The organism is Acinetobacter sp. YH12200, assembly GCF_013418175.1.
Classification (GTDB): Bacteria; Pseudomonadota; Gammaproteobacteria; order Pseudomonadales; family Moraxellaceae; genus Acinetobacter; species Acinetobacter pseudolwoffii.
Genome location: NZ_VPCO01000036.1, coordinates 1 through 13088 on the forward strand (window position 1 = coordinate 1; position 13088 = coordinate 13088).

The 13088-nt window shown below is 41.3% G+C and carries 14 protein-coding genes and 1 pseudogene; 9 read left to right on the top strand and 6 right to left on the bottom strand.

Annotation, left to right across the window (positions count from 1 at the left end; translation table 11 throughout):
• Positions 1-320: 320 nt before the first annotated feature.
• The 4 genes from FTU90_RS14750 to FTU90_RS14765 are packed head-to-tail and all read right to left on the bottom strand — an operon-like array spanning position 321 to position 3926.
• Complete coding sequence (locus tag FTU90_RS14750) at positions 321-1259, bottom strand: siderophore ABC transporter substrate-binding protein (RefSeq protein WP_104510428.1); 939 nt, start codon at positions 1257-1259, stop codon at positions 321-323.
• Positions 1260-1268: 9 nt separating this feature from the next.
• Complete coding sequence (locus FTU90_RS14755) at positions 1269-2033, bottom strand: ABC transporter ATP-binding protein (RefSeq protein WP_100329936.1); 765 nt, start codon at positions 2031-2033, stop codon at positions 1269-1271.
• Positions 2018-2980 carry an iron chelate uptake ABC transporter family permease subunit gene (locus FTU90_RS14760; RefSeq protein WP_005096087.1) on the bottom strand — a complete coding sequence of 321 codons (963 nt, stop codon included), beginning with the start codon at positions 2978-2980 and terminating at the stop codon, positions 2018-2020. The genes FTU90_RS14755 and FTU90_RS14760 overlap by 16 nt, the downstream gene beginning before the upstream one ends.
• Positions 2973-3926 carry an ABC transporter permease gene (locus FTU90_RS14765; protein WP_005096088.1) on the bottom strand — a complete coding sequence of 318 codons (954 nt, stop codon included), beginning with the start codon at positions 3924-3926 and terminating at the stop codon, positions 2973-2975. Before FTU90_RS14765 ends, FTU90_RS14760 begins: the two co-directional genes overlap by 8 nt.
• 524 nt (positions 3927-4450) lie before the next feature.
• Between FTU90_RS14765 and FTU90_RS14770 the strand changes: the two genes are divergently transcribed.
• The 8 genes from FTU90_RS14770 to FTU90_RS14805 all read left to right on the top strand — a co-directional run bounded on the left by FTU90_RS14770 (position 4451) and on the right by FTU90_RS14805 (position 10901).
• Positions 4451-5383: an IS5 family transposase gene (locus FTU90_RS14770; RefSeq protein WP_180073018.1), complete on the top strand. Its 933-nt coding sequence runs from the start codon at positions 4451-4453 to the stop codon at positions 5381-5383.
• 39 nt (positions 5384-5422) lie between these two features.
• The gene (locus FTU90_RS14775) at positions 5423-5659 is read left to right on the top strand and encodes a hypothetical protein (RefSeq protein WP_005021575.1); all 237 of its coding nucleotides are present in this window, start codon (positions 5423-5425) and stop codon (positions 5657-5659) included.
• 299 nt (positions 5660-5958) lie between these two features.
• Complete coding sequence (locus tag FTU90_RS14780) at positions 5959-6354, top strand: hypothetical protein (protein ID WP_005093388.1); 396 nt, start codon at positions 5959-5961, stop codon at positions 6352-6354.
• A 48-nt stretch (positions 6355-6402) separates the two neighbouring features.
• Entirely contained in the window at positions 6403-8376 is a 1974-nt protein-coding gene (locus tag FTU90_RS14785; protein WP_180073020.1) for a multicopper oxidase domain-containing protein, read from the top strand.
• Positions 8363-8701, top strand: coding sequence for a hypothetical protein (locus FTU90_RS14790; RefSeq protein ID WP_004897649.1), 339 nt, complete (start codon positions 8363-8365; stop codon positions 8699-8701). The genes FTU90_RS14785 and FTU90_RS14790 overlap by 14 nt, the downstream gene beginning before the upstream one ends.
• Positions 8688-9632 (top strand): copper resistance protein B, encoded by a 945-nt coding sequence (locus FTU90_RS14795; protein WP_004668309.1) that lies wholly within the window; start codon positions 8688-8690, stop codon positions 9630-9632. Before FTU90_RS14790 ends, FTU90_RS14795 begins: the two co-directional genes overlap by 14 nt.
• 617 nt (positions 9633-10249) lie before the next feature.
• Positions 10250-10606 carry a type II toxin-antitoxin system RelE/ParE family toxin gene (locus FTU90_RS14800; protein ID WP_004668307.1) on the top strand — a complete coding sequence of 119 codons (357 nt, stop codon included), beginning with the start codon at positions 10250-10252 and terminating at the stop codon, positions 10604-10606.
• Positions 10599-10901: a helix-turn-helix domain-containing protein gene (locus FTU90_RS14805; RefSeq protein WP_001140620.1), complete on the top strand. Its 303-nt coding sequence runs from the start codon at positions 10599-10601 to the stop codon at positions 10899-10901. Before FTU90_RS14800 ends, FTU90_RS14805 begins: the two co-directional genes overlap by 8 nt.
• A gap of 41 nt (positions 10902-10942) precedes the next feature.
• Here the strand turns inward: FTU90_RS14805 and FTU90_RS14810 are convergent.
• Positions 10943-11104: pseudogene (locus FTU90_RS14810) on the bottom strand (IS6 family transposase); the annotation flags it as partial.
• 93 nt (positions 11105-11197) lie between these two features.
• Complete coding sequence (cadR, locus tag FTU90_RS14815; RefSeq protein ID WP_000550240.1) at positions 11198-11590, bottom strand: Cd(II)/Pb(II)-responsive transcriptional regulator; 393 nt, start codon at positions 11588-11590, stop codon at positions 11198-11200.
• An 89-nt stretch (positions 11591-11679) separates the two neighbouring features.
• On the opposite strand from cadR, the gene FTU90_RS14820 reads away from it, so the two are divergent.
• Entirely contained in the window at positions 11680-12960 is a 1281-nt protein-coding gene (locus FTU90_RS14820) for a cation transporter (RefSeq protein WP_005093338.1), read from the top strand.
• Positions 12961-13088 lie beyond the last annotated feature (128 nt).

A 13088-nucleotide genomic window follows, 5' to 3' on the forward strand; every position in this document is an offset into this window, starting at 1 on the left:
CAATACCAGCGCACAGCCCAAAGAATGATTTCGCCCTGAAAATGCCGACCATGGAAAGGATTCATATGCTGCACCTTTAGCTAAAACAGTCTTCAGCTTACCATTCGTGGTTATTTGCAACAGTGCCGTCAGATAAATACTGATAAGCGTCTCAGTTCAACGGTTTTCTGCCACCTCTACTTCAGCTCAATGACTAAAATCAGGAGAGACAACTTTAAAATCACCACGACCAGTCTATTTTCAGCTACCTATTTTGAACTCATTTATTCATGCGTTATCACACAAAGAGATGAGCCTTTCGGTCTTTTCAGCATTGGAAATTATTTTACCACTGCCTCTACTTCTTTGAGCATGGCTTGCATGCCGCCCAGACTGTCGTTGATCAAATACCAGGTGCTAGAATCCAGAAAAACAATATGATCGTTTTTAGCCGCCTTGGTCTGTCTGACTAGATTATTGTCCAGTACCTTGCGTGCACCCCCGTCACCTTCGGTAATCGCCGCACTGCGGTCAATCACAAACAGGTAGTCCGGATTCTTTTCGGCGATAAATTCATGCGATACCGACATGCCATGCGTCCCCACCTTGATACTTGGGTCGGCTGGCTGGAAACCGTACAGGTCATGAATCAGGCCAAAACGTGAACCGACCCCATAGGCAGAGAGTTTGTTGTTATTGACCAGAATCACCAAGGCAGTTTTATCCTTGGTTTTTTCCTGCAGGGCATCGATGTCTTTAGACAGCGTAGCCAGCTGCTGCTCGGCTTCAGCACGTTTGCCCAGCATATCCGCAATATTCAAGGTATGCTGGCTGAAAGAATTAAAACGGTCGCGATAATCCACCTGATTGAAATACACCGGGGCAATCCCCTGAATCTGGCCCATCAAGTTTTCCATGCGTCCACTCATTAAAATGAGCTGCGGCTGGCTTTCGGCAATTTTTTCCAGATTGGGTTCCTTCGCTGTACCGACATCGATATAGCTCTTGTTATTAAACTGCTGCAGCGCTGCCGGTAACGGAGTGCCTTGCGGCAGCGCCACCACTTTATCACTGCCGCCCAAAGTATGGATGGTATTTAAGGAGTTCGTATCCAGCACCGTGATCCGGCTTAATTCTTTGGGAATACTGATTTTACCGGCCTGACTCTCGAACTGCTGCATTTCAGATGTCGTGTTCTGGCCAGAAGGTGCATCCGTCGGACTGCATGCGGCCAAAAGACCGGTGACAAGCAGTACAGATACGCTGGTTTTGAATTGCATGGATGTCTCCTAACTAATAAAATACAGGCCCAGCTGATGTTGCTGGATTTGCTGAATCGGAATATGAAAATCGAAAATATCCTGCAGAATATCTTCATGCATGATCTGCTGCGGTGTGCCCTGATAGACCAGCTCACCGTGTTTCATGGCAATGATCTGGTTGGCATAGACCGAAGCAAAATTGATATCGTGAATCACCACAATGATGGATTTACCATGATTGACGCACAGGTCCTTAAGCACCCGCATGATCTGGGCTGAATGTTTCATGTCCAGATTATTGAGCGGCTCATCCAGCAGGATATATTTGGTGTCCTGCGCTAATACCATGGCAATATAAGCACGCTGGCGTTGTCCACCTGACAGTTCACTCAGTTGCTGGTGTCGCATCGGCTCCAGTTCCATATATTGAATGGACTGGTCAATCATCTGATGATCCTGAGCAGTCAGATGGCCATGTGAATAGGGAAAGCGTCCAAATGCCACCAGATCTTCAACCGAAAGACGCAATTCGGTATGGTTGGCCTGTTTTAAAATCGCCATTTTCTTGGCAATCTCGGCATTTTTCATCTGTTGCAAATTTTCCCCGTCCAGCATCACCTGACCCGCATCCGGGTTCATCAGCCGGCTCATGATGCCGAGCAGGGTACTTTTACCGGCACCGTTCGGCCCAATAAAGGCTGTGAACTGTCCTTCACCGATGTCGAGAGACACCTGCCTGACCACGGTTTTCTCATGATAATGCTTGCTGATATGTTCTAAGACAATTGCCATTTTTTATTGTCCTTCAATAAGATCCAAAAAAAGTAGAGTCCGCCGACAAAGTTAATGATGACACTGAGCGTAGTGCGCAAATTCAGTAGATGCAGCACAATAAACTGCCCGATCAACAGGACCAGTAACGAAACCAGGATCATGCCGGGAAGCAGAATCTGATGGCGATGGGTTTTAAAAATTTCCAGACTGATATTCAGAACCAAGAGACCGAGGAACATCATCGGACCGGCCAAAGCCGTAGCTGAAGCCAGAGCCAGCACCACCAGAATCAGCGAGATACGGCTCTCGCGATCATAATTGAGTCCCAGATTGAGCGCATGATCGCGGCCCAGTGCCATGACATCAAAAATCCGCACCTTTAGCAGACAATAGATCAGGATTGGCAGAATGGTCAGCGTCGACAGGATCAGCGGTTCGACTCTAACGAAATTGAAGCTGGCAAAGCCGGCATAGGCGGCGACCTGAAACTCATCCGGATCGAGCAGTACCTGAATATAGGTGGCCATACTGTCAAATAAGGTGGCACAGATCAGTCCGACCAGCAGTAGGAAATAGATATTCTTTTCCGCCACTTTTTTGAAAATAAAATGATAAAGCAGCAGGGCAAAGGCCAGCATCAGCGCCAGTGAAATAAAATAATCAGCCACAATATTCAGTGACAGCAGGGCGCTGGCACCAAAAATATAAATAATCAGGTTTTTGGACAGCTCATACAGTTTGTCGAGTCCCAGCGCCTGTGGGGTAACCACCCGGTTATTGACGATACTGTGGAAAATAAGGGTTGAAATTCCCACCGCCGTGCCGGCAACCACTATGCCGCATACCGTTTTAAAACGCAGACCGAGTGAATAGCGCCATGCCGGACCCAGATCCCAGCAGAGATACAGCAGCAGACTGGCCAATACCGCACAGCTCAGCAGCACTAATTTGGCCGAATTAGACATGACGATAACTCCGTAGTAACAGCCACAGGAAAATCACGCTGCCAAATACCCCCATAATCAGACTGATCGGGATTTCATAAGGATAGATCAAAATACGGCCGATAACATCACAGATGAGCACCAGCAAGGCACCCAGTAAAGCCGTCGGTGCCAAGGTTTTACTTAGATTATCGCCCAGATACAAGCTGACAATATTCGGTACAATCAGGCCCAAGAAGGGAATCGCACCGACAGTAATCACGACAACGCCGGTAATGATCGACACTAGAATCAGGCCGATAAATAAGGTCTGGTGATAATTCAGCCCCAGATTAGAAGCAAAATCCTGTCCCAGGCCAGCCAATAAAAAACGCTGGGCAAATAGGTAAATGATCAAAAACAGCGGTACACTGAGATAGATCAGTTCATATTGCCCGTTTAAAATGGTGGAAAAATCTCCCTGTAACCAGCCGGCAAGGCTCTGTAGCAGATCCATTTGCAGGGCAATAAAGGTGGTAAAGGCAGAAATAATACTGCCGAAGATCATGCCGACCAGTGGCACAAATACAGTATCCCGATGTTTCAGCCGCGATAAAATCGCCATAAAGCCCATTGCCCCGAGCAGGGTGACTACAATCGCAAAACCAGTTTTTAGAAAAATCGATGCAGTTGGCAGCAGAATAATTGAAACCAGTACCCCGAGACGGGCACAGTCATATAATCCGGCTGTGGTCGGGGAGACAAAGCGATTGCGGCTCAAGGTCTGCATGATCAGGCCGCAAACACTCAGCCCCGCACCGGCAATCAATATGGCCATCAAACGTGGGAAACGGCTGGTCCAGAACAGTTGCCAGTCATGTGCCTGACCTTGTAATAGACCCTGCCAGCTCATATCTCCGACACCGACTGACAAAGATAATCCTGCACAGAGCAGGAGTAGGATCAGCAGATAGCGGAATTTTTTCATGGAATTTTCATCAGGAATCAGGCGATATAAATATAAAAAAGCGCATCACTATGCAGTGATCTTTTTACTTAATGAAGATCATAATTTGATCATGAATCAAACTATTGAGAGTAAAATAGAGCTAAAGCTTAACGGGATAATGAATGTTAATCATTCTCACTATTGTAAGTTAATGTAAATAAAAACAGAGGTGAAGGCCGTTTAAGCGACGCAGCATTTCATTTTTGCAACGATAAAACTGGAAAAAATTGATGTCATGGTGCTCAAAAATTTTCTAATGAGTTAGGAAGGTATTGAAATTGGAGAAAGAAATACAGCGCCTACTAGCAAATATGGTCATTGGAGGAATGATCTCATAACCCTTGTTATGGCTGTTTTATGACCAGTACTGTGTCCCGATAGATAAATGAAAAGAAAGCTTCCTGACCCATTATAGTGAGCAATTTTTAGCAGAACTATTCAGGCTTACTGGCTTTGTTGCACAAACCTAGCATCAAAAGCTTATTCAGCAATATAATTTCAAAATGAATAAGCCTGCCTCTAAAATCTACCGTACAACCAATTGGTCATCCTATAACCGAGCCTTAATTAACCGAGGTAATATTTCCATTTGGTTTGATCCAAAGACTCAGTGGTATGCACAATCACAAGGCAAGCAAGGTCGAAATCAAACCTACTCCGATACAGCGATTCAATGCTGCTCAATGATCAAATTACTATTCCGACTCTCTTTACGTATGGTCACAGGTTTTGTTCAAAGTCTGATTAAACTCTCCGGATTAGATTGGACAGCTCCGGATTATTCCACCCTTTGTCGTAGACAAAAGCATATTGATATTGCGATTAGCTATCAAAAAAGTAGTGATGGACTGCATCTACTCGTAGACTCTACTGGTTTGAAGTTTCTTGGTGAAGGTGAATGGAAACGCAAGAAACATGGGGCTGAATATCGTCGCCAATGGCGTAAGCTTCACATTGCTATGGATGCTAAAACCCTGCAAATACGTGCAGTACAACTCACCACAAATAATGTCAGTGATTCTCAAGTACTCGAAGATTTACTTGCTCAAATTCCCTTGGATGAACCAATTGATTCTGTTTATACAGATGGTGCTTATGACACAAAGCACTGCCGACAAGTCATTTTAGATCGAGATGCACATGCGATCATTCCACCTAGAAAGAATGCAAAGCCTTGGAAGGATCAGCAAGCGAGGTCTATAGAGCGGAATGAATTATTAAAGACAGTCAAACGGCTAGGCAGATCGCTTTGGAAAAAGTGGTCTGGTTATCACCGTCGAAGTTTGGTTGAAACCAAGATGCATTGCATCAAATTATTAGGCGATAAATTAACAGCGCGGAGTTTTCCAAGTCAGGTGAATGAGATCCATGCACGCATGGCAGTTTTGAATAAATTCACAGAATTAGGTCGCCCTCATACCCAAGTTGTCTCTTAAATTTGAGTAGCTTAAGGGAAATCAGCCTTTCAAACCTTTATGCAACAAAGCCGGCCGAAAGTATGTCAGGTATTTGAAATGCTGATTCAGGACGGTATCCTCAATAGTAATCAGGTTTTAAGTGGTTTACCCCATCCTTCGGGAGCCAATGCGGAGCGAATAGCGTATTTTCTCGGGAATAAGCCTAAAGAATTACTATCATCTAAAACGAATCCAGAGTTATTGGATAAAGCGAAAGCTGAAATCATTAAGAAACTTGAACGCCTGGAAATGTAGTGACTATCCATACAGGCATGGAACATGACTGTTCACGTAAAAAGCCCAATCTAGTGTGATCGGGCTTTTTGTTGTGTAATTATGTGATTGATTTTAAATGAAAAATTAAAATAATTTCGTATAACGTGTATTATGTTAATTTTAGAGAAACTACTAAATTATATTGAGTTGTAAATAGTTGAAATTCCGTTAAGATATATTGGATTAAATTCTATTCCTAGATAGCATTCGTGTTGACTCATCTCTCCAAAAAACTTTGGTTTTGTTTTCTTATGGTTTTTGCCATAGGATGGAGTAGTGTGTCTGTTGCATCAGTAAAGATAATGCATATCAATATGCAAACTGAAATGAGCCAAGATCATTGTTTAGATCAAGCACAGCAAGTCACTCAACATGGTATTAATCACGAAGTACAGACGAATACCGATTGCCATAATCATTTAGCTATTAATCACGAAGTACAGACGAATACCGATTGCCATAATCATTTAGCTATTAATCAGAATATAGATCACAAAAAGTGTCAGGAATGTTCTAGCTTATCCTGCCAGACACAGATCTCATGTCTTCATTCTTTGCAAAGCTCGCTAGATCCCCTAGATACCTTCTATTCTATAGATCAGCCTAATTTTTATTACCTCAACCAATATCTAAATGGGTATTGGCAAGAAATTTCACGTCCTCCTAAAACTTAACCAATTTTTTTTAAAATTTATTTATTTTTCAAAAATTAAGGTTAAGTTATGTCTCATAAAATTAGTTCGTACCTATTAGCAGGTATTTGTTTTGCATCGTCGCCTTTGGTTTTTGCCGAAGTGCGTGAATATCAGCTTGTTATTGATGAAGCAGTGGTCAGCCCAACTGGAAAGCCTGTAAAGCGCATTACCGTAAATGGTCAATTTCCTGCGCCTTTGCTTGAGTTTGAAGAGGGTGATGAAGCCATCATTCGCGTGAAAAATAATTTAAAAAACCAAGATTCTTCTATTCATTGGCACGGACTGTTGTTGCCGGGCATTATGGATGGTGTACCGGGATTTAATGGTTTTAACGGTATTAAGCCTCAAAGCGAGTATGTTTATAAATTCAAGATTCGCCAAAGCGGGACTTATTGGTATCACGCTCATTCTAAAGGACAGGAACAGGACGGCTTATATGGTTCTTTTGTGATTTATCCAAAAGGTAAAACACCATTGGCAGCACATGAAAAAGCTGAACGTGACTATGTGGTGATGTTGTCAGATTTTCATGAAAAAACCAGTGATCAAATTCAGAAAGATCTTAAAATTTCAGCTGAATATTATCAAGATCAGCGTGAAACCTTGGGTGATGTTTGGAAGCAGGTTAAACGTGATGGCATAAAAGCGACATGGTCTGACCGCAAAATGTGGAATCAGATGCGTATGCTAAAAACCGACATGTCGGATGTTACAGGTTATACCTTCCTCATTAATGGCAAAACACCTGAACAAAATTGGACAGGAATGTTTAAACCGAATGAAAAAATTCGCCTACGTTTTGTGAATGCATCTGCGATGTCTTTCTACGATGTCCGTATTCCTAACTTGAAAATGACTGTGGTCAGTGCTGATGGTCAGCCTGTAAAACCTGTTGCTGTGGATGAGTTTCGTATTGGCACAGCTGAAACTTATGATGTGATTGTGGAGCCCAAAGGCGGACATTATCAAATTGAAGCTGAGTCAATTGACCGTGCAGGCTATGCGATTGGTACACTGCACAATGAATTAAATCCTATGACACATGGCATTCATATGCCTGCACCACGTCCACGCTCACTTTTGACCATGGAAGATATGGGACATGGTGGCGGTGATCATGCAGGAATGGATCATTCGAAAATGAACCACGGCAATATGCAAGGCATGGATCACTCGAAAATGGATCATTCAAAAATGAACCATGGCGATATGCAAGGCATGGATCACTCGAAAATGGATCATTCAGAAATGAACCATGGCGATATGCAAGGCATGGATCACTCGAAAATGGATCATTCAAAAATGAACCATGGCGATATGCAAGGCATGGATCACTCGAAAATGGATCATTCAAAAATGAACCATGGCGATATGCAAGGCATGGATCACTCGAAAATGGATCATTCACAGCATGGCACAGCAAAACCACAAGAAAATGATCAAGTGGTTTATGGTTGGGCAAATGCATCTACACCTGCGGGCAATAAAGCCTTGCAATATAGTGATTTAAAATCTTTAGAACCGCAAAAAGATACTCGTGAAGCTAGCAGTGAATTAGTAGTGCGTTTGGGCGGTACTATGGAGCGTTATATTTGGACGATTAACGGTAAAAAATTCAGCGATGCTGAGCCATTAAAAGTGAAGTATGGCGAGCGTATCCGTATCAAATTTATTAATGACAGTATGATGGCGCACCCCATGCATTTACATGGCATGTTTATGCAGTTGGAGAATGGTCAAGAGTCGGTAGATATGCCGAATAAACACACATTGATTGTACCACCGGGTAAAACAGTGACTGCTTTATTAACTGCGGATGAGTTGGGCGAATGGGCAATCCATTGTCATTTGTTGTATCACATGAGTGCAGGAATGATGAACAAGTTGATCGTGGCAAATGTTAGCGATGAACAAGTGTCTACAACGCCAATTCAAGGTACAAATTCGACTCAAACTCACCAAGTAACTGAGCAAAAAGGAGCTGGACATGCACATCACTAATTTTGTATTTAAAGCGTTTTTTTCTGTTGCGGTATTGAGTTTAACAAGCTTAAGTTTGGCGCACGAAGGGCATCATTCAACTGCTCAGACTGATGGAAAAAATGTACCATCAATGAATCATCAAGCGATGTCTGAGATGGATCATTCACAGCATTCTCCACAAGAGCATGCACAACACATGCAGATGATGGGGAAAATGAATCATGCTGCACATTCAGCACCGATGAACCATCAACATGCAGGTCATCAGCCAATGCATCACAAATCAACAGAGAAACAGCAAGATCAAAAAGTACAGAAAGGAGATCAACATGCGCACCATTAATCTTTTTTCTAAAACTGTTTTAGCAAGCTCTTTGTTGATGGTCAGTGCAGTGAGTTTGGCACATAATGGTGAAGATCATAGTGCGCCTGAAAAAATGACAGTTGCTACATCTTCTAGTCAAAATCAGCCGATGCAAATGGATCGCTCTCAAATGAACCATAGCCAAATGAATCAGGCACAACATCAGGCAACATCTACGGTTAATCATTTACATCATGTACCAGATGCGAATGCTCAGCAGAGTTCGCATTATGATCATCGCTCAGAACACGGTGCGCAAATTTATGCGATTACGACAGTGGACAATAAGTGGCTTGTCAATGAAGATGGCACAGGTGATTTAAAGTCAGAGTTTGAAACCCGTATTGGCACAGATGAAAATAAGGTTTTTATTAAAATTCATGCCGATAAAGAAGAATCGCATGATGCACATTATGATGCCAAACTTTTATATAGCCGTATGATTTCAGACTTTTGGGATGCACAGATTGGTGCACGTTATCGTAGTGAAAAAGTTGAACTCAATGATCATCGCAAAGACACCGAAGAAAATGTTGATGCGGTGATTGGCTTACATGGTATGGCGCCATATTTCTTTGAAACTGATGCTTATCTCTATGCGGGAGAAGACAATTATGCGGGCTTTAGCCTAGAAACGGAACGTGATTTTCTGATTACGCAAAAGTTGATTATTCAACCTTATTTAGAGTTGGATGCTATCTTTAGTGATGACTCTAAATATGCGAAAAAAACTGGTTTAAGCAGTGCAACCGCAGGGTTTGAAACTCGCTATGAAATCAGTAAAAAGATCATGCCGTATATCGACATTGCCTATGAGTATTCAAAAGGTAATGATGAAACGTCGTGGCAAATAGAATCAAACTCTGAGAAAGGTTGGTTATATGGAGCTGGTGTTAGATTTAGATTTTAATTAATTTAATGATTACTAAATAGCTTTATTTAAATAAAACTCTAGCTTAATGTGGCCGGAAGCAAAATGTTAACTTATTTTGCTTCCTTCCATTTAACATAATGGGCGTTATACGAAGTACACTTGTATATTAATTGAAATATCAATAACTTAAAATTTTAACCATGATCACAAAATGCACAAAAAATGGCTTTTGTAATAAGTTGGTGAGTTTTTAGGCGAATCTGTAACATTTTGCCAAGAAAATTGATTAATAAATGATCAATTTGGTAATCAGTGCCCATTTCATGCGGATCCAGGTTCCAAAACTATCCCCAATTGCTGGGGATAAAATTTAGGCTATTTTGTACGCTTTGGCGCACATCAATCTCGGCCCTTTGCTACTACCTGGAACAGTGGAATTTTCCTATGATCAAGTCATCAGGAACAGGATGTTCCATAACATAAAACAAAAATTATAAGTTATTGCACATGGACCAGAGGGTACAACAGCACAATCAGCAACGATGAAAAACCCCGGCAGGATGCCGGGGTTTTTTATTGCCTATCCTTTCTCATTTGCAAAACAAACATAATGCCCCTAAAATATAGACTATAATCTATATTTTGGTTGTGGTATGTGGACAGTCATTACGACAGATCTATTTAATCAGTGGCTTGAACAGCAAGATGAACCTACACAAGAGAAGGTCCTAGCTGCCCTGGTTGTTCTACAGCAGCAGGGACCGAGTTTAGGCCGTCCTTTAGTAGATACTGTGTATGAGTCTAAATTTACCAATATGAAAGAACTGCGTGTTCAACATCGCGGTAGACCCTTAAGAGCTTTCTTCGCATTTGATCCCTTACGACAGGCTATTGTTCTATGTATTGCTGATAAAGGCGGTAAAAAGCGTTTTTATAAAGACATGCTGGATATTGCAGATGAACAATACCAACTTCATCTCACTACCCTAGGAGATAAATCTAATGGCTAAGACTCTGCAAGAATTGTTAGCTAGCCGCTCTCCAGAGAGCCAAGCCCGTATTCAAAAAATGGCTGATGAATTACTGCTAGAAAATCAGCTTCATCTTATTCGTGAAGAACTCGAAATTTCTCAAAAAGAGCTTGCTGAAACTTTGGGAATAAAACAGCCATCGCTTTCAGCAATAGAAAATCGTGGCAATGATCTTAAGATTTCAACCATGAAAAAGTATGTTGAGGCAATGGGAGGGAAGCTCCGTATTGATGTAGAGCTTCCAACAGGAAAACATATAGGATTCAACGTTTAACAATAAAAATGGGAGCTATAGGCTCCCATTTTTAGATTCGTATAACGTTGAACCCAACGGTAAATAGTCGTGTGATCAACATTCACACCCCGTTCGGCCAGCATTTCCTGCAGTTCACGATAGCTAATGCCATATTTACAATACCAGCGCACAGCCCAAAGAATGATTTCGCCCTGAAAATGCCGACCATGGAAAGGATTCATATGCTGCACCTTTAGCTAAAACAGTCTTCAGCTTACCATTCGTGGTTATTTGCAACAGTGCCGATTTTTTGAAAAAAGCATAGGTCTAGATAATCAAGCTAGATTTTTTAAAACTCCACATTGGTCAATTGTACATAAACCATCACAAGTACCTCTTAAATCAGATAGTTGTTCAATAAGCTTTTGTTGCTTGATTATATTTTCTCTGATAGCACTGACATGTAAGTCAATTAATTCATTCACATCTGAACAATTTTTCTCAGGTTTGTCTTTATAGGTAAGTAATTGACGAATTTCATTCAAACTCATATTTAAAGTTCGGCAATTCAAAATAAATTTAATTCGCTCAACATAGCCTACATCGTAAAGGCGGTAATTTCCTTCCGTTCTTTCCGGTTCCGGAATTAAACCTTCCTTTTCATAAAACCTAATTGTTAATACTGAACATGAGGTTTTTTTAGAGAGTTCACCAATTTTTAAATGCATTGAGTTAGTATTTCCAAAGATTCTTGACTCTATAGTAACTATAGGGATTCTAATATTCAAAGTTTATAATTTTTTTAATGGGTATAATTATGAGTGGTTGTGGATGTAGTAAAGAAACACCATGCGAAGATAAGAAATCTCAACAAGAAAATCATCCATCAATTGCAGAAGCAAACAATTCAAAGAATTGTGATAATACGCTTAGCTGTTGTGGTGAAGAGGAAGAAAAAAAATCTTCATCTCCTTGCTGTAACACTTCAAACAGTTGTGAAGATACCGCACAATCCTGTTGTGGTTCTGATCCCAAAGAAAATTTAAGCACTGAAGACGTTTTAAAAGATTCGCACTACATGAGTGAATACTTAGTTCCCAAAATGGATTGTTCTGCGGAAGAACAGATGGTTCGTATGGCGCTATCTTCAATTGATGGTGTTCAAAAACTCATCTTTGATTTACCTAACCGTTCTTTAAAGGTTCTACATAATCAAAAAGATGAAAATATAACCACCAAACTTGAAGCTTTGGGTTTTGGTGCAAAGCTTGTGAAGACTGAAACTTATATAAGCAATCAACAGGCTAAGCAAACAAGTACCTACACCATTCCTAAAATGGATTGCTCTGCTGAAGAGCAAATGGTCCGTATGGCTCTTGCAGATATTGAAGCAGTTAAAGGTCTTACTTTTGATCTTCCCAATCGAAAACTGAAAGTCTTCCATAATGAAGGGATTCAGCAAATTACGGCTAAACTCGAAGGACTGGGTTTTGGGGCGAAACTTGATGAAATACAGCTTTCTTCAGGCGATATACCTAATGAACCTGATCCTGTGAGACAAGCTAAAGTACTTAAACTGTTATTAGGTATTAATGCTCTACTTTTCTTTATAGAATTCATCAGCGGTATTATTGCTGCGTCTACAGGATTGATTGCTGATTCTCTAGATATGTTTGCCGATGCAGCCGTTTATGGTATTGCGCTATATGCCGTCGGAAAAGCTGCGAAATATCAAATAAAAGCAGCCCATTTCGCAGGTTGGATTCAGTTATTACTTGCTGTTATCGTGATTGTTGATGTCATTAGACGATTCATGTTTGGAAGCGAGCCAGAATCAACGCTCATGATTGTTATTGGCCTGCTCGCACTTATAGCTAACGTGACATGCTTATATCTTATTTCTGGTCATCGAGAAGATGGCGCACATATGAAAGCCAGTTGGATTTTCTCGGCGAATGACGTTGTCGTAAATATGGGCGTTATATTTGCCGGTGTACTCGTGGCGTGGACGGGATCAGCTTATCCAGACTTAATCATTGGCATACTGGTTTCTTTATTCGTACTTAATGGTGCCCGAAAAATTTTGGCTTTGAAGTAAGGGCACTGTTGCAAATAACCACGAATGGTAAGCTGAAGACTGTTTTAGCTAAAGGTGCAGCATATGAATCCTTTCCATGGTCGGCATTTTCAGGGCGAAATCATTCTTTGGGCTGTGCGCTGGTATTG